Source organism: Prochlorococcus marinus str. GP2, from assembly GCF_000759885.1.
GTDB classification, from domain to species: domain Bacteria; phylum Cyanobacteriota; class Cyanobacteriia; order PCC-6307; family Cyanobiaceae; genus Prochlorococcus_A; species Prochlorococcus_A marinus_J.
Genome location: NZ_JNAH01000003.1, coordinates 256,605 through 279,448 on the forward strand (window position 1 = coordinate 256,605; position 22,844 = coordinate 279,448).

The 22,844-nt window shown below is 32.2% G+C and carries 27 protein-coding genes; 11 read left to right on the forward strand and 16 right to left on the reverse strand.

Going from position 1 to position 22,844, the window contains the following annotated elements; all coding sequences use genetic code 11:
• Positions 1-71 precede the first annotated feature (71 nt).
• Both hisB and fabI read right to left on the reverse strand, forming a co-directional pair.
• The gene (gene hisB, locus EU91_RS06270; RefSeq protein ID WP_032524038.1) at positions 72-677 is read right to left on the reverse strand and encodes an imidazoleglycerol-phosphate dehydratase HisB; all 606 of its coding nucleotides are present in this window, start codon (positions 675-677) and stop codon (positions 72-74) included.
• Positions 678-697: 20 nt separating this feature from the next.
• Positions 698-1,480: an enoyl-ACP reductase FabI gene (gene fabI, locus EU91_RS06265; RefSeq protein WP_032524039.1), complete on the reverse strand. Its 783-nt coding sequence runs from the start codon at positions 1,478-1,480 to the stop codon at positions 698-700.
• Between the two features lie 105 nt (positions 1,481-1,585).
• Here fabI and EU91_RS06260 point away from each other — a divergent pair, with 105 nt between their 5' ends.
• On the forward strand, positions 1,586-2,179 hold the full coding sequence (locus EU91_RS06260; RefSeq protein ID WP_032524040.1) for a thioredoxin family protein: 594 nt from the start codon (positions 1,586-1,588) through the stop codon (positions 2,177-2,179).
• Between the two features lie 155 nt (positions 2,180-2,334).
• On the opposite strand, the gene EU91_RS06255 is transcribed toward EU91_RS06260, so the two are convergent.
• The 3 genes from EU91_RS06255 to folK are packed head-to-tail and all read right to left on the reverse strand — an operon-like array spanning position 2,335 to position 4,946.
• Positions 2,335-3,771, reverse strand: a complete 1,437-nt coding sequence (locus EU91_RS06255) for a cryptochrome/photolyase family protein (protein WP_032524041.1) — start codon at positions 3,769-3,771, stop codon at positions 2,335-2,337.
• Positions 3,768-4,331, reverse strand: coding sequence for an NUDIX hydrolase (locus EU91_RS06250; protein WP_032524042.1), 564 nt, complete (start codon positions 4,329-4,331; stop codon positions 3,768-3,770). Before EU91_RS06250 ends, EU91_RS06255 begins: the two co-directional genes overlap by 4 nt.
• Positions 4,332-4,382: 51 nt before the next feature.
• Complete coding sequence (folK, locus tag EU91_RS06245) at positions 4,383-4,946, reverse strand: 2-amino-4-hydroxy-6-hydroxymethyldihydropteridine diphosphokinase (protein ID WP_032524195.1); 564 nt, start codon at positions 4,944-4,946, stop codon at positions 4,383-4,385.
• A gap of 96 nt (positions 4,947-5,042) precedes the next feature.
• Between folK and bchD the strand changes: the two genes are divergently transcribed.
• Complete coding sequence (gene bchD, locus EU91_RS06240; RefSeq protein WP_052041267.1) at positions 5,043-7,175, forward strand: magnesium chelatase ATPase subunit D; 2,133 nt, start codon at positions 5,043-5,045, stop codon at positions 7,173-7,175.
• A gap of 6 nt (positions 7,176-7,181) precedes the next feature.
• Here bchD and EU91_RS06235 read toward each other — a convergent pair whose 3' ends face one another.
• Positions 7,182-8,024, reverse strand: coding sequence for an MlaD family protein (locus EU91_RS06235; RefSeq protein WP_032524044.1), 843 nt, complete (start codon positions 8,022-8,024; stop codon positions 7,182-7,184).
• A gap of 5 nt (positions 8,025-8,029) precedes the next feature.
• Positions 8,030-8,815: an ABC transporter ATP-binding protein gene (locus EU91_RS06230; RefSeq protein ID WP_072012888.1), complete on the reverse strand. Its 786-nt coding sequence runs from the start codon at positions 8,813-8,815 to the stop codon at positions 8,030-8,032.
• 130 nt (positions 8,816-8,945) lie between these two features.
• Between EU91_RS06230 and EU91_RS06225 the strand changes: the two genes are divergently transcribed.
• Entirely contained in the window at positions 8,946-10,331 is a 1,386-nt protein-coding gene (locus EU91_RS06225) for a gluconeogenesis factor YvcK family protein (RefSeq protein ID WP_032524045.1), read from the forward strand.
• Here EU91_RS06225 and EU91_RS06220 read toward each other — a convergent pair.
• Genes EU91_RS06220 through EU91_RS06210 form a run of 3 tightly spaced genes read right to left on the reverse strand, consistent with a single transcriptional unit; the run spans position 10,328 to position 11,959 of the window.
• Positions 10,328-10,858: an NAD(P)H-quinone oxidoreductase subunit J gene (locus tag EU91_RS06220; protein ID WP_032524046.1), complete on the reverse strand. Its 531-nt coding sequence runs from the start codon at positions 10,856-10,858 to the stop codon at positions 10,328-10,330. The two genes, EU91_RS06225 and EU91_RS06220, sit on opposite strands and share 4 nt — an antisense overlap.
• Positions 10,858-11,592, reverse strand: a complete 735-nt coding sequence (locus EU91_RS06215; protein WP_032524047.1) for an NADH dehydrogenase subunit K — start codon at positions 11,590-11,592, stop codon at positions 10,858-10,860. Before EU91_RS06215 ends, EU91_RS06220 begins: the two co-directional genes overlap by 1 nt.
• Positions 11,593-11,596: 4 nt before the next feature.
• Complete coding sequence (locus EU91_RS06210; protein ID WP_032524048.1) at positions 11,597-11,959, reverse strand: NAD(P)H-quinone oxidoreductase subunit 3; 363 nt, start codon at positions 11,957-11,959, stop codon at positions 11,597-11,599.
• Positions 11,960-12,035: 76 nt separating this feature from the next.
• On the opposite strand from EU91_RS06210, the gene EU91_RS06205 reads away from it, so the two are divergent.
• The 6 genes from EU91_RS06205 (at position 12,036) to EU91_RS06185 (ending at position 14,362) form a co-directional block, all read left to right on the forward strand.
• Entirely contained in the window at positions 12,036-12,464 is a 429-nt protein-coding gene (locus tag EU91_RS06205) for a rubredoxin (protein ID WP_032524049.1), read from the forward strand.
• 9 nt (positions 12,465-12,473) lie between these two features.
• On the forward strand, positions 12,474-13,490 hold the full coding sequence (locus EU91_RS06200) for a photosynthesis system II assembly factor Ycf48 (protein WP_032524050.1): 1,017 nt from the start codon (positions 12,474-12,476) through the stop codon (positions 13,488-13,490).
• Between the two features lie 136 nt (positions 13,491-13,626).
• Positions 13,627-13,875: a cytochrome b559 subunit alpha gene (gene psbE / locus EU91_RS06195; RefSeq protein ID WP_002806020.1), complete on the forward strand. Its 249-nt coding sequence runs from the start codon at positions 13,627-13,629 to the stop codon at positions 13,873-13,875.
• 2 nt (positions 13,876-13,877) lie between these two features.
• The gene (psbF, locus tag EU91_RS06190) at positions 13,878-14,024 is read left to right on the forward strand and encodes a cytochrome b559 subunit beta (protein ID WP_011375863.1); all 147 of its coding nucleotides are present in this window, start codon (positions 13,878-13,880) and stop codon (positions 14,022-14,024) included.
• An 11-nt stretch (positions 14,025-14,035) separates the two neighbouring features.
• A complete protein-coding gene (locus EU91_RS08990; protein ID WP_002806119.1) occupies positions 14,036-14,155 on the forward strand; it encodes a photosystem II reaction center protein L in 120 nt (39 codons plus the stop codon).
• A 9-nt stretch (positions 14,156-14,164) separates the two neighbouring features.
• Positions 14,165-14,362 (forward strand): photosystem II reaction center protein J, encoded by a 198-nt coding sequence (locus EU91_RS06185; protein WP_011375864.1) that lies wholly within the window; start codon positions 14,165-14,167, stop codon positions 14,360-14,362.
• 43 nt (positions 14,363-14,405) lie between these two features.
• On the opposite strand, the gene mtnP is transcribed toward EU91_RS06185, so the two are convergent.
• Entirely contained in the window at positions 14,406-15,299 is an 894-nt protein-coding gene (mtnP, locus tag EU91_RS06180; RefSeq protein ID WP_032524051.1) for an S-methyl-5'-thioadenosine phosphorylase, read from the reverse strand.
• A 10-nt stretch (positions 15,300-15,309) separates the two neighbouring features.
• On the opposite strand from mtnP, the gene selD reads away from it, so the two are divergent.
• A complete protein-coding gene (selD, locus tag EU91_RS06175; RefSeq protein ID WP_032524052.1) occupies positions 15,310-17,481 on the forward strand; it encodes a selenide, water dikinase SelD in 2,172 nt (723 codons plus the stop codon).
• On the opposite strand, the gene EU91_RS06170 is transcribed toward selD, so the two are convergent.
• Genes EU91_RS06170 through EU91_RS06160 form a run of 3 tightly spaced genes read right to left on the reverse strand, consistent with a single transcriptional unit; the run spans position 17,482 to position 21,372 of the window.
• Entirely contained in the window at positions 17,482-18,729 is a 1,248-nt protein-coding gene (locus EU91_RS06170) for a CCA tRNA nucleotidyltransferase (RefSeq protein WP_032524053.1), read from the reverse strand.
• 5 nt (positions 18,730-18,734) lie between these two features.
• Positions 18,735-21,143 carry a UvrD-helicase domain-containing protein gene (locus EU91_RS06165; RefSeq protein ID WP_032524054.1) on the reverse strand — a complete coding sequence of 803 codons (2,409 nt, stop codon included), beginning with the start codon at positions 21,141-21,143 and terminating at the stop codon, positions 18,735-18,737.
• Between the two features lie 22 nt (positions 21,144-21,165).
• Positions 21,166-21,372: a hypothetical protein gene (locus tag EU91_RS06160; protein ID WP_025955192.1), complete on the reverse strand. Its 207-nt coding sequence runs from the start codon at positions 21,370-21,372 to the stop codon at positions 21,166-21,168.
• Between the two features lie 178 nt (positions 21,373-21,550).
• Between EU91_RS06160 and EU91_RS06155 the strand changes: the two genes are divergently transcribed.
• Complete coding sequence (locus EU91_RS06155) at positions 21,551-22,063, forward strand: R-phycoerythrin subunit beta (protein ID WP_032524055.1); 513 nt, start codon at positions 21,551-21,553, stop codon at positions 22,061-22,063.
• Here the strand turns inward: EU91_RS06155 and EU91_RS06150 are convergent.
• On the reverse strand, positions 22,047-22,598 hold the full coding sequence (locus EU91_RS06150; RefSeq protein WP_032524056.1) for a phycobiliprotein lyase: 552 nt from the start codon (positions 22,596-22,598) through the stop codon (positions 22,047-22,049). The two genes, EU91_RS06155 and EU91_RS06150, sit on opposite strands and share 17 nt — an antisense overlap.
• On the reverse strand, positions 22,573-22,752 hold the full coding sequence (locus EU91_RS06145; protein WP_032524057.1) for a hypothetical protein: 180 nt from the start codon (positions 22,750-22,752) through the stop codon (positions 22,573-22,575). Before EU91_RS06145 ends, EU91_RS06150 begins: the two co-directional genes overlap by 26 nt.
• Positions 22,753-22,844 lie beyond the last annotated feature (92 nt).

Here is a 22,844-nt window from a genome sequence, read left to right on the forward strand (position 1 = left end):
ACAAAATAATCGCTTTATCTATCTTCGCCAAAAATCAATTGAATTGTGGCTGATTCGAAAAAATTCCTATGTTATTGTTTTTCTAACATTCCTTTACTGCTTGGAATTGAATCAGATCTTCTTGGATCTATCTCGGTAGCCATTCTCATTGCTCTTGAAAAAGCCTTAAAGCACGCCTCAACAATGTGATGTGAATTACTCCCTCGTATTTGATTAATATGCAGAGTAATTCCGCTGTTATTTACAAAGGCAATAAAAAACTCTCTTACTAGTTCAGTATCATAATTTCCTATTCTAGGGGCTTTTAATTGAAGATCATAAGATAGATGCGGTCTACCAGAGCAGTCTAAAGTGACTTGAACTAATGCTTCATCTAATGGTGCAAAGAAATGTCCAAATCTGCTTATTCCTTTTCTTTCTCCCAAGGCTTTTGAAAATGCTTTGCCTAATGCAATTCCTACATCTTCATTTGTATGATGATCATCAATATGGGTATCTCCAATTGCTTTTATTTTTAGATCGAACAAACCATGACTGGATATTTGATTAAGCATATGATCTAAGAATGGTATCCCGGTATCAATCTCAGAAATTCCATTTCCATCTAAGTTTATAAATACAGAAATATCTGTTTCATTCGTTTTTCTTTTTATTTCAGATTGCCTTAGAGATGACATTTTTATTCAAAAAACTTAGTTTACATTCCATTAATGCAGTAACCCGCATCAACGTAAATTGTTTGGCCTGAAATGCCGCTAGAGAGATCACTTAATAAAAAAGCAGCTGTATTACCTACTTCTGTTTGAGTGACTGTTCTGCGTAAAGGAGCCTTTTCTTCAACATTGTGAATCATATCTAAAATGCCACCTATAGCAGAACTCGCAAGTGTTCTTATAGGCCCAGCACTTATTGCGTTAACTCTGACTTGTTTTTCGGGACCCAGTTCTGCAGAAAGATATCTTACTGAAGCTTCTAAAGCTGCTTTAGCAACTCCCATCACGTTATAGTTAGGAATCGCCCTTTCTGAACCTAAATAAGTTAATGAGACAACTCCAGCACCATCACTAAAAAGTGGTTTTGCTGCTTTACATAAAGGTGCTAACGAATACGCACTTATATTAAGAGCCCTATCAAAACCGTCTGAAGTGGTAGCACTATAATCTCCAATCAATTCATCGCGTCCTGCAAATGCTAGGCAGTGAACTAATCCGTCAATTTGCCCCCAATTGTCTTTTATATTTTTAAAGATTTCTTCAATTTGAGCTGGATTTTGAACATCAAGAGGCAAAAATAACGATGGGTTTAAAGGTTCAGTTAGTTCTCTAACTTTAGACTCGAATCTTCCCTTATCATCAGGCAAATATGTGATTCCAAGTTCTGCGCCAGCTTTTGAAAGTTGTTGAGCGATACCCCATGCTATTGAACGATTGTTGGCAATTCCCGTAACAAGAATTTTTTTGCCAGTTAGATTTAGAAGCATTTTGTTTATTATTTCTATTATTCTCCTATATAAAAGTACCTATCTTTACGGATTACTGCAAAATATACAATAATTTTCAAATATCAAAGAATTTTTAACTTGAACATGGTAAGAACAAACTCTATGGTTTTGGAATTAGGTTTCCAATTACCGAATTTCGAAATGTTAAATGCTAATTCTTCAAAAAATGAATATTTTAATTCTCATAATCTAGATAGTCGGCATTTACTTTTAATGTTTATTTGTGCCCATTGCCCATTTGTTAAATATATTGAGAATCAAATTTTCACCTTAAGTAAAGAAATTGAAAATACAGTTCAAACAGTTGCAATTTCTAGTAATGATATTGTCACTCATCCTTCAGATTCCCCTAAAAATTTGAGATTACAAGCACAAACACAGGGATGGAGTTTTCCTTATCTATATGATGAAAATCAAAATTTTGCTAAGGAGTTGAAAGCGGCTTGCACCCCAGATTTTTATCTTTTTTCAAATGAAGGAGATAATAATTTTTCATTGTATTATCATGGCCAATTAGATGATAGTAGACCAGGTAATGATATTCTTCTTTCTGGTGAAGATTTGCGCTCTGCTGTAAGAGATTTGAATCAAGATAATTCTTATCCTTCAAATCAGATGCCGTCTTTAGGTTGCAATATTAAATGGACTCCTGGTAAAGAACCGAGTTGGTTTAATTGAATTAAAATGTTTTTCTACTTATATGGATATGGATTAGATTTAATATTATTCACTATGCGGATACCTTCATTTACTTTAAATAGGAAGTACCAAGAAATTGACTGTGAAATTAATAGTTAGTTTTTTCAAGTTTTAAAGAATTGTATAGAGGAAATTCAAATTTCAGCATAAAGTGATTTAAATAATTTTTGTTGTATGTTGTGATTGACAATAGGGATTGAATAATTATTTTTTTCTAAATTAGATATCTCCCCATTTAATAATTCTGAATTTGACACTTTAGATAATTCAGGAATCCAATATTTTATATATTCGCAAATAGGATCAAATTTTTTTGCTTGGGTATATGGATTAAAAATTCTAAGTGGTTTTGGATCCATGCCGCTACTAGCGCTCCACTGCCATCCCCCATTATTTGCAGCTAAGTCTCCATCAACCAAAGTCTCCATAAATTTTTTCTCGCCCATTTGCCAATTGCATATAAGATCTTTTACCAGAAATGAAGCGACTATCATCCTACATCTGTTATGCATCCAGCCAGTACTATTTAGTTGACGCATTGCAGCATCAACTATAGGTACTCCGGTCTCTCCGTTGCTCCAATGCTGAAATCGTTCATTATTGTTTTGCCATGGAAAGTGATCCCATTTTTTTCTATATGGACCTTTCTCTAGCTCAGGGAAATGGAACAAGCAATGTTGATAAAATTCACGCCAAACAAGTTCTTTTTGCCAAGTTTCAATTGATAGATAATTTCCTTGATTTGCAAAATCTGAATTTAAATTTAATGTTGTGTTCCAAATTTTTCTAATGCTAATAGTGCCGAATCTGAGAGATGCACTTAGAAAAGATGTCCCATTATGGGAAGGAAAATCTCGTGAAGAATTATAAGAATATATTTTTTTTTCGTTAATGAAGTTTTCTAATAATGTTTCTGCAGCATTTTCTCCAGGTCTACATGGACAAATATTCGAACCAGGAAATTTGGTATTTTTGATAAATTTCTCTAGAACCGAATCAGATGAATTTATTGTCATATTTTCTTTGAGTTTATTATCTATATCTTTAAACTGGAAAACAACGTTATCTTCTTCATATGGACCTAATAAATTCATTTTTGATTTAAGGTTTTTATAAAAAGGCCCATAAACTGAATAAGGTTTATTATTTCCGGAAAATATTTTTAAAGGTTCTACTAATAAGTGATCCCAAGTTTCAATAACTTGAATATTTAGTTCTTTTAAAATTTTTTTTATTTTTAAATCGCGATTAATCTCATATGGTTCAATTGATCTATTCCAAAAAACAAATTTAGCATCTATTTTTTTTGCTAATTGAGGAATTATTAATACCGGATCTCCTTCTTTCATGATTAATCTACTACCCATTTTTTTCCAATTATTTCCTAATTCTTGAAGCGAATTTCCTAGAAACCAAGCTCTTGAACTTGCATTGAAATCGTGTGGGTAATTTTTATCAAATATGTAAGTTGAAGTAATAGCATTTGATAATGAAAATGCTTTGATTAAAGCTTGATTGTCCAATATTCTTAAATCCTTTCTATGCCAAAAAAGTATTCTAGGTTTATTCATAATTTATCTAAAAATTGTTTAGCTCTGAACCAGGCTGTTACAGTTTTTGCGTCAAGAATCTCATCCCCACTAGAAATAAGATTATCTAGTTCGTTCGGATCTAAAATTAATACTTCTATATCTTCATCTAAATCTCCTTTAACCTCGGAATTAAGTTTGCTCAAATCACGCGCTAAAAATAAATAAATTTCTTCATCTGCATAACCAGGAGCAGGGACAAGAGTTCCTAGTTCATCCCATTTTTTTGCACTAAATCCAGTTTCTTCTTGTATTTCTCTTTTTATTGAATTAATAGGTGTTTCACCTATTTCTAATGTGCCTGCTGGAAATTCTAATAAATACCTTGAAACAGCAAATCTATATTGCCGAAGGATTATAACTTTATTGTCTTTTGTAATAGGTACGGCTAATGCTGCCCCAGGATGCTTAATGTATCCATATTCACCTTCGTGTCCATTTGGAAGCTCAATTCTATTTATTTCGAAACTAAATTTTTTTGACTTTAACTCAGATATTTTTTCTTTAAAAATGGATCTTTTTAAAAAGTTTATGTTGACCATGAATCTTAAATAAAAACAGCCTAACAGTTATTTTTTGGTTTTGTAAATCAATTATATAGACCATTTTGGTTCATCAAACTTTGTGATTTTTTGGCTTCTACTTAAGATTTCAGAAAGTGGTGTAATAACGAAATTCCGATTCATGAATCTAGGGTGAGGTAGTGTTAATTCCTCGTCAAAGGTATGAAAATCTTCCCACCAAAGAATATCTAAATCGAGACATCTTGATAGCCATTTCTTACCCTTTGGCGTCTCTTCTCGTCCGAAAAATCTCTCTAACTTTTTTAGCTCTTTTAAAAGTAATTTCGCGTTTTTATTTGATGGTTTTGGGAAAGAATTACTTTTAATAAGTAATAGAGTATTTAAATAATTTGGCTGCTCATTATCAACACCATGAGGTAATGTCTCATAAATTGAAGACCAAAAAAAGTTTGCATGAAATTTGCTTTTCTCTTCTTTTTTTTCGTTGGAACTATCTCCCCACTCATTTATTATTTCCTCTATTTTTGGTTTGCAAATCAATAGTGACTCAAGAGGGCTTCCGAATTTACTATCAATATTTGCTCCTAGGGATATACATAGTCCATTTTTGATATTAAGATTTGATAATTCCACTACAAAAAACAAAGTTATTGGATAAATTCTATATCAGGCATTTTTAAAGTGATTTTGAACCCCGAGTTAAAAGAAAAAGAAGAAATAAAAAATTTAATGAAGTCAAAGGATTCTTTTAGAGCTTTCCCTTTAGCCGCAATTACAGGTCATAGCTTATTGAAATTATCTTTACTTTTGGCGGCAGTTGATCCCAGTTTAGGGGGAGTGATTATTGCTGGCGGAAGAGGTACTGGTAAGTCAGTACTTGCAAGGGGTTTACATACTTTACTTCCTCCCATAGAGGTATTAGATAATGAATTAATACTTGAAAAGCTAATTGAGAAAAATAGTGGAACTTCATTAAGACCTATTGGTAGAAACCTAGATCCAGATAAACCAGAGGAATGGGATCTTAGTACTAATAAATTGTTGGAGGAGGTAATTGGAAGTGATTATTTAAATCAAATTGAAGAAATCCCGAAAAAAGTAAGAGAGGCTCCATTTATTCAAGTTCCCATTGGCATAACTGAAGACAGACTTGTTGGATCAATTGACGTTGCTGCCTCATTAAGTACGGGTGGACAAGTTTTTCAACCTGGAATTTTGGCAGAGGCTCATAGAGGTGTTCTTTATGTAGATGATATAAATTTATTGGATGATGGCATTGTAAATTTAATTCTTGAAGCTACAGGAAGAGAGAAAAATAATATTGAAAGAGATGGTTTAAGCCTTTCTCATCCATGTAAGTCACTTTTAATAGCAACTTATAATCCTGAAGAAGGTGCTTTAAGAGATCATGTCTTAGATCGTTTTGCTATTGTGCTTTCCGCAGATCAATCTATTGATAATGCTCAAAGAGTTGAGATTACGAAATCTGTATTATTACACGCAGAAAATAATATTAAATTTTCAGAAAAATGGTCGGAAGAATCCGATAATTTATCTACTCAATTAATTTTGGCAAGGCAATGGTTAAAGGATGTCAAGATAACAAAAGAGCAAATAACCTATTTAGTGAATGAAGCTCTTAGAGGAGGAGTAGAAGGGCATAGGTCAGAATTGTTTGCAGTAAAAGTAGCTAAGGCGAATGCAGCTCTTCGAGGTGATGAGAATGTAAATTCTGAAGACCTAAAAGTCGCAGTAAGATTAGTTATTCTTCCAAGGGCGAATCAAATACCACCTGAGGAAGATGATGATATTCAACCACCACCTCCAGAAGATCAGAGCCCACCACCCCCACCTCAATCAAATAATGATGAATCTGAACCTGAGGCTAATGAAAATGAAGATAATCAAGAGCAAGAACAAGAAGAAGATAATTCTGATGGAGAAGAAGAATCTACTCCTGAAATACCTGAAGAATTTATATTGGATCCTGAAGCATGTATGGTTGATCCAGATTTGTTGCTCTTTTCATCAGCCAAAGCAAAAGCAGGAAATAGTGGAAGTAGATCAGTAATATTTAGTGACAGTAGAGGAAGATATGTAAAACCTATTATTCCAAGAGGCAAAGTAAAAAGAATTGCGGTAGATGCAACTCTTCGAGCTGCGGCCCCTTATCAAAAATCAAGGAGATTAAGAAACCCTAATAAAAAAATAGTTATTGAAGAAAATGACTTTAGGGCAAAGCTTCTTCAAAAGAAAGCGGGAGCTTTAGTTATTTTTCTTGTTGATGCAAGTGGTTCTATGGCTTTAAATAGAATGCAAAGTGCCAAAGGTGCAGTAATAAGACTCTTAACAGAGGCTTATGAGAATAGAGATGAAGTAGCTCTTATTCCATTTAGAGGTAATCAGGCAGAAGTTCTTCTACCTCCAACTAGATCTATAACTGCAGCAAAAAGAAGACTAGAAACAATGCCTTGCGGTGGTGGATCCCCATTGGCTCATGGGTTAACACAATCAGCAAAAGTAGCAAAAAATGCTCTTTCAACTGGAGATATAGGTCAAGTTATTGTTGTGGGAATTACTGATGGAAGAGGAAATGTACCATTAGGCTTATCTCTTGGACAAAGTGAGGTTGAAGAAAAAGATAAAGAAAATGCTAATTTAAAGCAAGAGGTTCTTGATATCGCTGCAAAATACCCCATGCTTGGAATAAAACTCTTGATAATTGATACAGAAAGAAAATTTATTGCAAGCGGCTTTGGTAAAGAATTAGCAGAGGCAGCTAAAGGTAAATACGTCCAACTACCAAAAGCTACAGATAAAGCGATTGCAGCTATGGCTTTGGATGCCATAAATGAAATCTAAAATTAATTATGGATAAATTTCGTTAAAGAATTTTGAAAGTCCAATAGTTAAATCTCTTAAAGATTTAGTCAGTTCTTTATCATTAGTTATTTTTTCAAAATCGTCGCTCATATCAACTAATTTGCCGGAAATTGATTTTGCGGCATTAATCGTCAATTTAACGTCATTAAGAGTTTCTTGGTCATCGATAGTAGACAAAATATTATTTAAATGGTTAGCAGCAGTTGTAATTTCTTCTATTAAAGGTTTAACTCTTAGAATCTCTTGTTTTGATAAAAAAATGAGTTCATCAAGGTTTTCTTGAGTTTTATCAAATTGGTCAATTGATTTCACAATATTCTCAATTAAATTTTCTTGATTTGATACTTTTAAAAGTTGACTTATTTTATTGGTTATATTCGAAAGACTTGATAGTTGTTTACCTGTGATAACATCTCCTTGACAAACAATTAGTTTGGCATCGCATTTTTCGGATGTAGGTTTCTCAATGTTTTTAGGAATTGTTTTTTCGCTAGTTTCTAGAGAGACTTGTACATCTCCTCCAAGGAAAGAATTCGTTACTACTCTTGCAAATGCTGGCTTAGGGAGAATAATATTATTATTTAAAACTATTTTTGCTTGAATTGATTCATTAGTGAATAAAATATCTTCTATGGATCCAACTAAAATTCCTCTGTAAGTAACTGGAGATTTTTTTGATAAACCGCTTGCGTTATTAAATTCAGCAAATAGATGCCAATTTTTTGAAGATAATTTTAATCCTCTTAGCCAAAAAGAAAAAAATGTGAATATTAAAATCCCTCCTAATAAGGAAAATCCAACTATTGAATCTCGTAAGCTTCTACGCATAATTTTTAAATGTCTTGGGGTTGCATTGGGCCATCAAGTTTCCCATGTCTAAATTGATATACATAGGGATCTTTACTCTTTTTAAATTCTTCAATAGTACCTGACCATCTAAATTTGCCTCCGTAAAGCATTAATACTTTATCTGATGTCCTCTCTATAGTACTAAGAACATGACTAACCACAATAGATGATCCATTTGCTTTATCGTTTGTCTTATTAATTAAGTCTTCAATTCTTGATGAGGCTATTGGGTCAAGACCTGCAGTTGGTTCATCAAAAAGTAATAAAGGATTTGTCTTCGTATTAAGAGTTTGATCTGTAATTAAAGCTCTAGCAAAACTTACTCTTTTTTGCATTCCTCCGCTTAATTCATTTGGGAGCTTATTTTCAACATCAAATAATCCTACTTCAGCTAAACATTCAGATACGATTTCATGAATTAACTCTTTAGATAAGTTTTTATTTTTTTTAAGAAGGAAACCTACATTTTCCTCAATAGTTAAAGATCCCAATAATGCAGGGTTTTGAAAAACTAGTCTTACATCAGGAGGATTATTTTGATCTAATCTCAAATATTTTTGCTTCTCACCAAATATTCTTAATTCTCCTTTGGTAGGTAAAATTAGTCCTGCTAAAATTTTTAATATGGTTGATTTACCAGAACCTGAGGGCCCAACAATCGCCAATTTCTCTCCATCATTAAGTTCAAAATTTATTTGATTAAGCACATTAACTTCCCCCCAGCTTATTGAGAGGTTTTTCGTTTCAACTGCATGCTTTGATTTTTTCAAAACTTATATTAAAACATCTATATATTTTATTTTGCCTATTTTTAGAAATAAAAAAAGCATGTATGAATTTGATTTATAATGATTTTATATAATCTTTAAATTAGAGAAAAATAATTTAAGAGGTTTTTTGATGAATAATCGTAAAAAAAGGGTAAGAAGGTACTATAAAAATTTTAAAAAGACTAATTTTGCCTTGTTAAACAAAATCTTAAGAATTTTGAGTTGGCTTTTGCCAGGATTGGTAATAAAAAGATGGATGTTTACATCTGCTTTAGGTTTTTTGACAACATTATTAGGCTTGGCAATTTGGACAAATTTAAGACCGCTCTATTGGCTTATTGAAATCTTTTTTTCTGTAATCACCGGTTTAACTAATATTTTTCCTGTTTCATTCATAGGACCATTAATTTTTGTTATTGGAATATTATTAATAGGGATTGGACAAAATAGAAGTATTAATTCTATTCAAAAAGCGCTTGTTCCAGAAAAAGATACATTTTTAGTTGATGCATTAAGAGTTAAAAGTAAATTAAACAGAGGCCCAAATATTGTTGCAATTGGGGGCGGTACAGGCTTATCTACTTTATTGAAAGGCTTAAAAAATTACAGTAGTAATATTACAGCAATCGTAACTGTATCCGATGATGGTGGAAGTAGTGGAATTCTCAGAAAACAATTAGGTGTACAACCTCCAGGAGATATTAGAAATTGTTTGGCAGCCTTATCAAACGAAGAACCTACTTTAACTAGATTATTTCAGTACAGATTTTCAGGGGGAAGTGGGCTGGAAGGTCATAGTTTTGGAAATCTCTTCTTGTCTGCTTTAACAACAATTACAGGCAGTTTAGAAAAAGCAGTTCAAGCCTCTAGTAAGGTTTTGGCGGTCCAAGGTCAAGTTTTACCTGCAACAAATATTGATGTGATGTTATGGGCCGAATTAGAAGATGGTGAAAAAATTTTTGGTGAAACCAAGATCAGTAAATCTAAAAAAATTATTTCGAGGATTGGTTACCTACCAGAAAATCCTTCAGCTCTTCCAAGTGCTATTGAATCTATAAAAGAAGCTGATTTAATTGTTCTTGGCCCAGGTAGTCTATACACTTCTTTATTGCCTAATCTTTTAGTACCAGAGATAGTAGATGCCTTGTTGCAGAGTAATGCTCCTAAAATTTACATAAGTAATTTGATGACTCAACCTGGAGAAACAGATGGACTTGATGTCTATCAACATATCAAAGCGATAGAAAAACAATTATCAAATTTTGGAGTTAATACTCGAATTTTTAACTCAATCTTATCTCAGATTGCATTTGAAAAGTCTCCATTAGTAGACTATTACGAGAGTAGAGGGGCAGAGCCTGTCCAATGTAATAAAGAAAAATTATTATCGGAAGGTTACTATGTTTTGCAAGCACCATTGTATTCAAAAAGAATAACTCCAACTCTTAGACATGACCCAAGGAGACTAGCAAGAGCAGTTATGTTTATTTACCGCAAATTAAAAAAATTAAACTAATAAGCATCTTGAAGTTCATAGAAATCTGGCTGAATATAATCTTTTCTTAATGGCCATCCTCTCCAATCTTCAGGCATTAATAGTCTTTTGGGATTGGGATGATCAATAAAATTTATTCCATACATATCAAAAGTTTCTCTTTCTTGCCAATCACTTCCTTTGAAAATTTTATACAAACTAGGTATTGATAAATCAGAATCTCTTTTTAAGAAAACTTTTAATCTGACTTCTTTAATTTTTTCGATTTTTTGTAAATCATCGACAGTTATAAAATGGTAAAAACTTACAAGATTTTTGCCTGGTCCCTCGTCATATCCTCCTTGACATTGGAGATAGTTGAAACCGTAATTTCTCAAGGCTGATACTGCTTCATATAATTTTTTAGGTTCAACAGAAATGTTTTCAATTCCTATGTGATCATCAGGTAAAGATTGATTTGGAATTCCATCTTTAGACAAAGACTGGCTTATAAACCCTTCTTTTTCTATTGCACTATCTGAGGGTGTGGCTATACCGTCTTTTTCCATTAATCTTCTTCAGAATAAATAACTTCATTTTTTTTGGTATTTTGAGGTAATTCAGTTATTTTTTCTTTCTTGGAGGGGGATATTACGTTAGCTGAAGTTTTGTTTAGATATTCACCTGTATTTTCTGAGAAAACAAGATTCATTTCATGATCATATGTTATGTATCTATGAGTTTGCTCTGTTTTTGTGCGCTCTAAAATTGATTCATTCCCAACTTTTTTTCTCAATTTAATTACAGCATCAAAAATTGCTTCTGGTCTTGGTGGACATCCTGGAAGGTATAAATCAACTGGAATCAATTTATCAACTCCTCTTACAGCAGTAGTAGAATCTGCACTGAACATTCCCCCTGTGATTGTACAGGCACCCATGGCAATCACATATTTTGGTTCAGGCATTTGTTCATAAAGTCTTACTAGGGCTGGAGCCATTTTCATTGTTACTGTTCCTGCAACTATTAGTAAATCGGCTTGCCTTGGCGAGCTCCTTGGTACTAATCCGAATCTATCAAAATCAAATCTAGATCCGATTAAGGCAGCAAATTCTATAAAACAACAAGCTGTTCCATATAAGAGGGGCCATAGGCTGCTTAATCTAGCCCAATTATGAAGATCGTCTAAGCTTGTCAATATAATATTTTCGCTTAAATCTGTAGTAACTTGGGGTGCACCAAGAGGATTGCAAGTTCCTTCTCGGATTTCTCTTATTGCTTTTGGCGATAATTGTGGATTCAATTTTTTAACTCCATTCTAAAGCACCTTTTCTCCATGCGTATGCCAGAGCAATAACAAGAATTGCAATGAAAATTAAAGCCTCAATAAAAGCTAATAAGCCTAATCTATTGAAGGCAACAGCCCAAGGATAAAGGAATACTGTCTCAACATCAAATATAACGAAAACCAAGGCAAACATGTAATAGCGAATATTAAATTGAATCCATGCTCCTCCTATAGGCTCCATTCCAGATTCATATGTGAGTTTTCTTTCCCCACTTCTGCCTTTTGGGGCAACGATAAGATTAGTAACTAGAGCCAAGACTGGTACAGCTGCGGCAATCAGGAGGAAACCTAAAAAATATTCATAACCAGTTAGTAAAAACATCTTAAAAATTAATTTTGAATAAAAGTCGCTTAATTAAGCAAAATCTTTTAAAGTTCTTAAAGAACAATAATAAACCGTGAGTGAAAACATTCAACCAGCCTCTGAGGAAAACAAAATAGTTGAGGACTTTGAGAAAGAAAAACTTTCTGAAAACTCCTCAAGAATAAATGTTGAACAATCTTTTCCTAATCTAGAACATAATAGATTTGAATGTAGAAGCTGTGGATACATTTATGATCCGTCTGAAGGAAATAAGAAACTAAACATAGCTAAAAATACGCCTTTTTCAGAGTTGGATGGGAATACTTTTGCCTGCCCTGTTTGTCGAGCCGGTAAAAATTTTTATAAGGATATAGGTCCTAAATCTAAACCTAGTGGTTTTGAAGAGAATTTAGTTTATGGATTTGGATTTAATAGTTTACCTCCAGGACAAAAAAATATATTGATTTTTGGAGGGTTGGCGTTTGCTGCTGCTATGTTCCTTTCTTTGTACTCTTTGCATTAATATAATTAAATGAAAAATTTTTTAACCAGTATTCCTAATCTTCTTTTATCTGTAGTTCTCTGTTTTGTTTTAAGCAGTTGTTCATCTACAGGTGTCAAGATGAGTGAAAGCAGCCCTTGGAAAACAATTCAGTTTGAGGATCAGGCTAATGCTTTAGATGTTGATTTTATAGATGATAATCATGGTTTTTTAGTTGGTTCTAATAGACTTATTAAGGAATCTAATGATGGAGGAGAAACTTGGGAAAAAAGAAATTTAGATTTACCAAGTGAAGAGAACTTTCGTCTTCTAGATATAGATTTTAAAGGGGAAGAGGGATGGTTAATAGGTCAACCCTCATTAGTTATGCATACACTTGACGCAGGAAAGAATTGGACACGTTTATCTTTAGGTAACAAATTACCAGGCCAACCATTCCTAATAACAACTGTTGATGCTGGTGTTGCAGAATTGGCTACCACTGCAGGTGCTATTTATGAAACATCAGATAGTGGTGAATCATGGAATGCAAAAGTTGTAGATGCATCTGGTTCTGGAGGTGTAAGAGATTTAAGAAGAACTAATAAAGGAGATTATGTCAGTGTAAGTAGTCTAGGTAATTTCTTTTCTACTTTGGAAAATGATAGCGATGCATGGATAGCTCATCAAAGAGCCAGTAGTAAAAGAGTTCAAAGTATAGGTTTTAATCCAGAAGGAAGTTTATGGATGCTTTCTAGAGGAGCAGAAATTAGATTTAATGAAGATACAAATGATCTAGAAAATTGGTCAAAGCCAATTATACCAATTCTTAATGGATACAATTATCTAGACATGGGATGGGATCCAAATGGTGATATATGGGCTGGCGGGGGTAATGGGACTTTAATAGTAAGTAAAGATCAAGGTAAAACTTGGAATAAAGATCCTATTGCTTCTGAATTACCAACAAACTTTATTAAAATAGTTTTTATTGATAAGGAGGCTTTGGACAATCAAAAAGGATTTGTTCTTGGCGAGCGAGGTTATATCCTTAAATGGAGTAGCTAATTTCAAATAACTCGAGTTAATAGTAAAAAAAAAATTAATTTTTGAAAGATTTAGCAACTGTCTGTAACCAACCTGTTAATTTCTTCGCGAACTTATGATTTTACACTGTAAGATCATAGGGTAAACATTTGTGATTATGGCCGCAGGTTCAACGGGTGAACGCCCATTCTTTGAAATAATCACCAGTATTAGATACTGGATTATTCACGCAGTAACATTACCAGCTATCTTTATAGCAGGCTTCTTATTTGTATATACAGGCTTAGCCTACGATGCTTTCGGAACTCCTCGTCCAGATAGTTATTTCCAATCATCTGAATCTAAAGCACCTGTCGTAACACAAAGATATGAAGCTAAATCTCAACTAGATTTAAGAACAAAATAACAATGACTAATTCTCAAGCTCCAATGCAGGCTGCGGAAGTCCGCGTTTATCCTATTTTTACTGTTCGTTGGCTAGCAGTTCACGCTCTAGCTATCCCATCAGTCTTCTTTCTAGGTTCTATTGCTGCTATGCAATTCGTAGCCCGATAAATTTAACTATCATGCAAGTAAACGAAAATCCTAACAAAGTTCCAGTTGAACTTAATCGTACAAGCCTTTATTTAGGCTTACTATCAGTCTTTGTATTGGGAATTTTATTTTCCAGTTACTTTTTCAATTAAATTAAAACTATGAGTAAATTAAAAGGACCTGATGGAAGAATTCCAGATAGACTTCCCGACGGTAGACCAGCAGTTGCATGGGAAAGAAGATGGACAGAAGGAACCCTTCCTTTATGGCTTGTTGCTACAGCAGGGGGAATTGCAGTTATCTTCGTTTTAGGTATATTTTTCTATGGTTCATACCAAGGGGTTGGAGCTGGAGGCTAACAAATCCTTGCCTTGACCTGATAATCACTTATATCAAATAAGCCTAATAAGCATCAGTAAATATTCTTAGTTTCTCTTTTGTGGAGCTTGGGATATTTTCTTTTTGGGTTATCAATCCATCTTTTAATGAAAAATGAGACTTACTTTTTGGTCTTTCTTTTTCAATTAATTTAGCTATTTCAAATATTATTTTATTAGCCACTTCAGTATTTGATCTAAGATTGTCCAAAACCATCTCTACAGAAACTTCTTGATGAGTTTGATGCCAGCAATCATAATCAGTAACCATAGATAAGGAGGAGTAAGCTATTTCAGCTTCTTTAGCTAATCTTGCTTCTGTGTGGTTCGTCATTCCAATTATTGAACATCCCCAACTCCTATATAAATTAGATTCTGCTCTAGTTGAGAAAGCTGGACCTTCCATTGCTAGATAGGTACCCCCTCTATGCAATTGTCTACCGCCAGGAATATTTTTTTCTCCGATTTCACTTAATATACGTGATAAATTTGTGCAGAAGGGATCTCCCATAGTTACGTGAGCAACAGCCCCCTCGTTAAAGAAGGTTGCGGGTCTATTTTTTGTTCGGTCTATAAATTGATCTGGAACCACTATATCAAGTGGCCTTATCTGTTCTTGTAATGAACCAACTGCTGATGGGGCAATAATCCATCTGACTCCTATTGATCTTAGAGCCCAAATATTAGCTTTGTAAGGGATTTCAGAAGGATTTAAACTATGTGACCTGCCATGTCTAGGAATAAATGCTATCTCTAGGTTTCCAAGATTATATACTTTTATTGAATCAGAAGGTTTACCATAGGGAGTATTGATTTCTAATTCTCTTAAGTACTCTAGTTGATCCATTGAATAAAATCCACTTCCACCAATCACTCCTAATTTTGATTTTTCAATTGGCAATAAATGTTCTTTATTCATAGTGATGTAAATGGCTTTTAATCATCTGGTACTAATTGGAGGAGGACACTCAAATGTTTCTTTATTGAAGAAATGGTTAATGTTTCCGAAATTAATGCCAGAAATTCCTGTTTCAATTATATCTAGAGATTCTCATTTGGTTTATTCGGCTATGTTCCCATCGGTGATTTCAAAATCAATCACTTTAGAAGAGAGTTTAATTGATATAAAATCTTTAGCAAAAAATGCAAAAGTATCTTTTATAGAAGAAGAAGTAAAGGATATTGATTTCAATTTAAAGAAAATTGTTTTAAGTAATAGACCTTCAGTTAATTATTCGAAGTTGGTGCTTAATTATGGAAGTCAAACAATAATTCCAAAAGAATTTGAATCACTAGTGAAAAATCGAAATGCTTTTTTAATTAAACCTTTTTTAAGCGCTTATGAATCAATACTAAAAGAGGACATTTTTGATTCAGTTAATGAACTTCCATTTGTAGTTGTTGGGAGTGGCCTTGCTGCAATTGAAGTATCATATGCCTTGAGAAAAAGATGGGGAGATAGACCTTTAAAACTATTATGTGATTCAAGAAAAATAAATAAAAAAATTCTAAAAAGTTTACGGAATTCCAATATTGATTTAGTTGAAAAACTTAACTTTGATTATGGCAAGATTCTTTTATGTACTGGAAATACATCTCCGTTATGGGCACAAAAAAAATTATTAGATTCGGATTCTTATGGCAGAATAATTACAAATCAGAATTTACAGATAAAAAGCTTCTCTGGAATCTTTGCTGTCGGGGATTGCGCAGTTGTAGGTTCAGCAAAAAGACCAGCATCGGGAGTTTTTGCCGTAAAAGTTGTAAACACATTAGTACAAAATCTAAAAAAAGATATAGAAGGGAGATCATTAAAAAAGTGGTTTCCTCAAAAGATCGGATTGCAAATAGTAAATATATTTCCAAGCCATCAACCAAAGGCTTTTGCTATTTATCGCAATTTTGTTTTTGGCCCTTCTTTTATTTTTTGGATTTTAAAGCATAAAATTGATCTCAACTTTATGAAAAAGTTCAGATCAAAAAGGCTAATTATGAAAAGTAGTGAAAAAAATATTTCATTGAATGATTGCAGAGGATGTGCAGCTAAAATTCCTCAGTTTGTTTTGAATAAATCATTAATAAATTCTAATTTAAATTCTTTTGCCTCATCACCTGAAGATTCAGTTGAGATATATCAAAATGGTCAAGATATTATCTTGCAAAGTGTAGATGGATTTCCTGCTTTGGTAAGTGATCCTTGGCTAAATGCAAAAATTACTACTTTGCATGCTTGCTCAGATTTGTGGGCAAGCGGAGCAAAACTTTCATCCGCGCAGGCTTTAATTTCATTACCAAAAGTTGAAAGGGAATTTCAGATTTACCTCTTTTCTCAATCACTTCAAGGTATTAAATCAACAGTTGAGGATCATGGAAGTGAATTACTTGGAGGCCATACTTTCGAGGCAAGAAGTTTAGTTAATAAACCTTATTCATTAGGAATAGATATTTCTTTAACAGTTCAAGGTATTTTAAAAAATGGAGCAAAACCATGGCTTAAATCTGGAATGAATATTGGAGATATTCTCATGATGTCTAGACCTCTTGGCGTTGGGATTTACTTTGCTGGTCAAACGCAAAATATTAATATGCTAAGTAGTTCTTCTGAAGTAATTAATAATTTAGTAGAGAGTCAGCAATATTTGCTTGATGAAATTTATCTTTTTCAAAATCAATTTAAAGAATCATTAGTCAATGCTGCTACTGATATTACTGGATATGGATTTATTGGACACCTTAAAGAAATGGTTGAATCATCTAATTTATATAGGCAAAGCAATAATCTTGAGCCACTAAAAGTTTTATTAGATTTATTTGCATTTAAAGCTTATCCTGGAGTATTTGATTTAATAAGAAAAGATGTTAAAAGTACTTTCTTTGAATCTAATAAAGAAATTTTTGACAAAATTTATAAAGTAAACAAGCAAAAAAGAATAATTAATTTTTTAAACGCAAATTCATTAGATCAAGAGACTTTTAACGAGAGAATATCATTACTATTAGATCCTCAAACATGTGGCCCCTTGTTGATTAGTTGCAATCGTAAATATGAAAATGTTCTAAAGGATAAATGGTACAAGGTTGGAGAGGTTGTAAAAATGTAATTAATTTCTATTTAATTTGTCAATTTCCAAATATCTTAATCTTTTGATTTCCTTTCCCATCTCCTTCCCTGGATTCCATCCTTCTTTTTTTAATGTTTCTCCATCTTTTTTTGATTTTATGAATTTGTAAATAAATAACCACTTAAACAATTTACGCCAGTATCGTCCTCCATCACAAATTAATAGTTTTACTGTCTCATCATTAAGGTTTCTGTCCTCAATAAATTCTGTCCAACTTGATGGAGAAAAATGATTGAAATTTTTTTGGTTTGTATTAAATATCTTTTTGATATTTATATAATCTTCTAATATTTTTATCTCCCTATTATTGACTAAAAATCTCTGACATGCTTTTTCTAAATCTTCTGAATCTTTTAATAAGTAAAGCATATGATTTCCCTTTAACTTCTTAATCCAATTTAGTCCTCTTAAAAATCTTTTATCTACTTTAATATTTTCATTTAAGATTGAGATAATTTCCCATTTATGAATTATCGAAATCACATTAGTCAAATTATCGTGTTTGCATATTTCAGCTAGTTCCATCCTTATTCGTATGCCTAGTGCAGGAGGGTAAATCATTTTCTGATGAGTTTCTGAACTTTTCCATGGCCATTGTCTAACTGTTTCTTGAGATTGTTTAAGGGAATTATTTGAAATATTGAAATCTAATCTTGAAGCATATTTTGCACATCTAATTAATCTACTTGGATCATCTGCAATGCTATTACTGTGAAGTAAGTTCAATCTTTTACTTTTTATATCAGAAATTCCTCCATAAAGATCATAGATTTTCCTTGTCGAGACCTCGAAGGCTATTGAATTTATAGTGAAATCTCTCCTCTTAAGATCCTCCTCAATAGTACTTTTATTTACTGTGGGATTTAAGCCTGGAGCAGAATAAATTTCTTTTCTTGCAGAAGCAATATCAATTTTATAGTCATTAATATTTATTTCTACAGTGTTATATAAATTAAATTCCTTGATTAAACATAAATCTACATTTACAATATTTTTTTTTATAAATTTTGCTAGAGAAATAGAGGATCCTTCAATAACAAGATCAATATCTACAGGTTTAGAAAACGATTTTTTGTGGAATTTACTAATTAATAAATCTCTTAAATAACCGCCAACAAAAGCTACTTTAGTATTGTTATTAGATTCTATGTATTTAGCAATTAGGTTATATAGATTAAATGGAGTTTTGATTAATTCCCCTTCGATGTAATCAGAGATATCATTCATAAGTTTTAATTTACATAACGAATTGGAGCTAATCTGGGATCTAGAATTTTACTTCCTTTATCACCAAATTTTACTGCTAAAGATATTTTTTCCCCACTCCCAAAAATATGTATGATTTCACCTTTCCCAAACTTTGAGTGAATTAGCATATCTCCAACTATCCAGCTTTTCCCTTTACTGGGACCTGAATATAATTTTCTTACTGCATTTATTGGTTTGTTAACAAATTCATTTGAATTGTTTCGATCAACTCTAGTTAAACGATCAAGATGCCAATCTCTTCTAATTGAAGCACCACCAGTTTGTGGTAATTCGCCATCCATTAAATCTTCAGGTATTTCTGAAAGAAATATTGAAGGAATTGTTGCTTCACGCATTCCACCCCATAATCTTCTTTCTCTAGCATGACTTAAGAAAACTCTTTCTTTAGCTCTAGTAATACCTACATAGCATAATCTTCTCTCCTCTTCAAGAAGTGAGGGAGTATCTATTGATCTATGGCTAGGGAAGAGACCTTGTTCTAGCCCAGTGATAAAAACATTTTGAAATTCTAAACCTTTACTATTATGCAGAGTCATGAGAGTTACAGAGTTAGGATTATTTTTCTTCGTATCATTATCAGTTGTTAAGGCTGCTGTAGAAAGAAATCCCTCTACATCTCCACTTTCTGTTTCTTCTTCATATTGAGTAGCTGCATTGATTAGTTCTTGTAAGTTATTTCTTCTATCTTCAGATTCTTCAGTCCCGCTAGACAGCAAGTCACCTAAATAACCACTTTTTTCTAATATAAGTTGTAGTAGTTGAGCGGGACCTGAGTTTTCTAGGTAACACAGTAGATCATTCATAATTTCAGTAAATTTATTAATTCCTTTTGATGATCGGCCTATTGTTTCTTCAAGACTTTGCTTATCATTAAGAACCTCCCATAATGGGATATTTAACCTATTAGATAGTTCATTAAGTTTTTGAATAGTAGTCTTACCAATCCCTCTTCTAGGAACATTTATGATTCGTAAAAGACTAACGTTATCTGAAGAATTAACTAGAACTTTCAAATATGCTAATGCATCTTTAATTTCTCTTCTATCATAAAAACGCAATCCTCCAAAAATTGTATAAGGAATGCGCCACCTTACAAGAGATTCTTCTAATACTCTCGACTGAGCTCTGGTTCGATATAAAATTGCAAAATTTTTCCAAATTGGGGTTTGATTAAAGTTATTGAGTGATTTTATTTTATTGGTAATTGCTTCTGCCTCGGAAATTTCATCATCACAACTGAGTAACGTTAAAAGTTCCCCTTTTTCTTTAGTAGCCTTTAAAACTTTGTCAATTCTTTCAGAGTTGTTTTCAATTAATGAGTTTGCAGCATCAAGGATATTGGAAGATGACCTATAATTTTCTTCTAATTTAATTAAAGATGATTTTGTATCGTCGTTGATTGAAGTTTTAAAATCTTCTTGAAAACCAATTAAAATTCTGAAGTCAGCTGCTCTGAAACTATAAATACTTTGATCAGCATCCCCAACTACAAAAATTGACCGATCTTCCCAATTGAAGAATTTTTTTGGTTCAGTATTTCCAGCCGCAATTAATTTTATAAGTTCATATTGTGTTTTATTTGTATCTTGATATTCGTCAACTAAAATATGTTTAAATCTTTTGTGCCAGTAATCTCTGACCATATCATTTTGCCTCAATAAGAAAACAGGCAAAAGTAAGAGATCATCAAAGTCTAAAGAATTATTTTTTGAAAGAGAAATTCTATATCTCTTGTATGCTTCTGCAACTGTTTTATCAAAATTATTATCTGCTTTTTCTAAAAGATCATTAGAAGTTAGGCATTGATTTTTAGCATTACTTATTAATCTTTTAATCTTTTTGGGATCATATCTTTTTGGGTCAAGATTCATATCTTGACTGATAATTTCTTTTACTAATGTTTGAGAATCTGTTTCATCATAAATTGAAAATTGCCTTGTCCATTTTAGGCCTTCTGGATCAGTATATTTTTCAATATCGTATCTCAGAAGTCTTGAAAATAAGGAATGGAAAGTACCGATCCAAAGGTTCTCAAGCCTCTCTTGGTGAACGTTTGTTCTTAATTGATTTTGATCAATTTCTTTGAGAGTTGTCCAAGGCTGACCAAATTGATTAAAAGCTAATTCTTGGGCTAAAAGAACCTCTAATCTTGCTTTCATTTCTTTAGCAGCTTTGTTAGTGAAAGTGACTGCGAGAATGTTATAGGGATCTATAGAGTTACCCTCAATAAGGTTTGCAATTCTGTGAGTAAGAGCCTTTGTTTTACCGCTACCTGCACCTGCTACAACTAATAGTGGTCCATAAACATGTTTTACTGCTTTAAGTTGTTGTTTGTTTAGGGACTTAAAAAGGAAATTGTTGGTTTGAGACACTTTTGGAAGGATTTTTCAAAAATCAGACTTTACTATGAGATTCAGATTCCGTTTCTAGATCTTCTAACGCTTTTTTTAGATTTATAAGTTCATTATTGTTATTAATTATTTCTTCAAATTTATTTTGAGGCATCTTTAATTTCATACTTCTGTCTAGAATTTCTTTTTCCAATCTTTTTTTATATGAGGAAATAAGTTTCTTTGATAATTTTAAATCCTGTTGATCCAAAACTTTATTAAAAATGTAGCTTTATATTAGCGGAAAAAAATTTTTTATTTGAATTATTTCAACTATCACTTTGGAATGAAGTAATTAATTAAGAAGCGTTGCGTTAAGTTTGAAATTGTATTGTTTTAACTAGCTTTGTATTATTCTTAAGTTCGGTCTTTAACTTTTTAATTCAGGAATGTCAGCTTCAAAGAATAATCAACTATTTTCAGCCGATAAGAAATTAAATGATTTAAGCAATATAAAAGAATTTATTAATACTGCAAACTCAAGATTAGATGCAATAAACTCAATAACCAATAATTCACATGCAATCGCAGCAGACGCTGTAACAGCAATGATTTGCGAAAATCATGATTCACTTAATTCAAAAATATCTTTAAATACAACTAACAAGATGTCAGTTTGTTTAAGAGATGGAGAAATAATCCTAAGGATTGTTGCTTATCTTTTAATTTCTAATGACGAATCAGTTTTAGAAAAAAGTTGTTTGAAGGATCTTAAAAATACTTATCTTGCTCTTGGGGTACCTTTAAGAAATGCAAGAAGGGTTTTTCTATTAATGCGAGATGCAACTATCTCTGATTTGAATTCAACAGTTAATAATATGAGTGGAAACAAAGACTTTCTTCCTAAATTAATATCTGAAACAGAGTTTCAATTTGAAAAGATAATTAATCTTTTAAACTAGCTAAATTCCTTATCTCTGAAGTATGGGAAGTCTGTATGACTGAGTTATTTACCAGATTTCTAATAGTAGAAAATCTGGATCTTACATGTGTGGATAAAAAGGAAATTCTTTCTTCGGAAACTGTTGATTTATATATATTTTTAATTTGTAAATTATTTTGTTCATCAATAAAATAATTTGATGATGAAATAAAGGATTCTGTATAACCTTTATTTCTTAAAACAATTCCTGAATTTTCATCTTTGGGTAAAAAAATCAGAATAGTTTCATCTCCCTCACTGATAACATCATTATCCCAATCACTAATAGCTTGCCAGTTTATAGAAATGGCTATGCTCTCTAGGTTTAAACTAAATTTATAATTTTTAAAAATATCAACGACTTTTTTATTTTTTTTGTTGATATGTTTTATATATATTTTACTAGTTGAGTTTTCAAATTCCTGAAAAGCTAAAGTGTGAGTACTTCTAATAGATTTCCACTCTCCTATACTTTTATCAATGAATTGATTAATTATTGTTAGATTCTTCGTCAAGTTGATCTTCTACGGAATGATTTTGTGCTTTTTGTATCATTCTTACCATTGAATCCACCATTAATCTCTTTGCAGAAGTTACTTTTAATCCAGAAGGAGTAGTTGATATTTGTTCTCCAGGGCGATCATATGAAGTTGGTCTAAATGGAGTCATCTAATAACTTTAAAAATTAATCGCTTTCTATTCTTGCATGAATCATTATTTATATAGTTATTGTTTGCGAAAATGTCATATCTTTCTTCTTT

Excerpts from the sequence above, each read along its gene's own strand:
- hisB (WP_032524038.1), bottom strand. The coding sequence starts at position 677 with ATGTCATCTCTAAGGCAATCTGAAATAAAAAGAAAAACGAATGAAACA.
- fabI (WP_032524039.1), bottom strand. The coding sequence starts at position 1,480 with ATGCTTCTAAATCTAACTGGCAAAAAAATTCTTGTTACGGGAATTGCC.
- EU91_RS06260 (WP_032524040.1), top strand. The coding sequence starts at position 1,586 with ATGGTAAGAACAAACTCTATGGTTTTGGAATTAGGTTTCCAATTACCG.
- EU91_RS06255 (WP_032524041.1), bottom strand. The coding sequence starts at position 3,771 with ATGAATAAACCTAGAATACTTTTTTGGCATAGAAAGGATTTAAGAATA.
- EU91_RS06250 (WP_032524042.1), bottom strand. The coding sequence starts at position 4,331 with ATGGTCAACATAAACTTTTTAAAAAGATCCATTTTTAAAGAAAAAATA.
- bchD (WP_052041267.1), top strand. The coding sequence starts at position 5,043 with ATGAAGTCAAAGGATTCTTTTAGAGCTTTCCCTTTAGCCGCAATTACA.
- EU91_RS06235 (WP_032524044.1), bottom strand. The coding sequence starts at position 8,024 with ATGCGTAGAAGCTTACGAGATTCAATAGTTGGATTTTCCTTATTAGGA.
- EU91_RS06225 (WP_032524045.1), top strand. The coding sequence starts at position 8,946 with ATGAATAATCGTAAAAAAAGGGTAAGAAGGTACTATAAAAATTTTAAA.
- EU91_RS06220 (WP_032524046.1), bottom strand. The coding sequence starts at position 10,858 with ATGGAAAAAGACGGTATAGCCACACCCTCAGATAGTGCAATAGAAAAA.
- EU91_RS06210 (WP_032524048.1), bottom strand. The coding sequence starts at position 11,959 with ATGTTTTTACTAACTGGTTATGAATATTTTTTAGGTTTCCTCCTGATT.
- EU91_RS06200 (WP_032524050.1), top strand. The coding sequence starts at position 12,474 with ATGAAAAATTTTTTAACCAGTATTCCTAATCTTCTTTTATCTGTAGTT.
- psbE (WP_002806020.1), top strand. The coding sequence starts at position 13,627 with ATGGCCGCAGGTTCAACGGGTGAACGCCCATTCTTTGAAATAATCACC.
- psbF (WP_011375863.1), top strand. The coding sequence starts at position 13,878 with ATGACTAATTCTCAAGCTCCAATGCAGGCTGCGGAAGTCCGCGTTTAT.
- EU91_RS08990 (WP_002806119.1), top strand. The coding sequence starts at position 14,036 with ATGCAAGTAAACGAAAATCCTAACAAAGTTCCAGTTGAACTTAATCGT.
- EU91_RS06185 (WP_011375864.1), top strand. The coding sequence starts at position 14,165 with ATGAGTAAATTAAAAGGACCTGATGGAAGAATTCCAGATAGACTTCCC.
- mtnP (WP_032524051.1), bottom strand. The coding sequence starts at position 15,299 with ATGAATAAAGAACATTTATTGCCAATTGAAAAATCAAAATTAGGAGTG.
- selD (WP_032524052.1), top strand. The coding sequence starts at position 15,310 with ATGGCTTTTAATCATCTGGTACTAATTGGAGGAGGACACTCAAATGTT.
- EU91_RS06170 (WP_032524053.1), bottom strand. The coding sequence starts at position 18,729 with ATGAATGATATCTCTGATTACATCGAAGGGGAATTAATCAAAACTCCA.
- EU91_RS06155 (WP_032524055.1), top strand. The coding sequence starts at position 21,551 with ATGTCAGCTTCAAAGAATAATCAACTATTTTCAGCCGATAAGAAATTA.
- EU91_RS06145 (WP_032524057.1), bottom strand. The coding sequence starts at position 22,752 with ATGACTCCATTTAGACCAACTTCATATGATCGCCCTGGAGAACAAATA.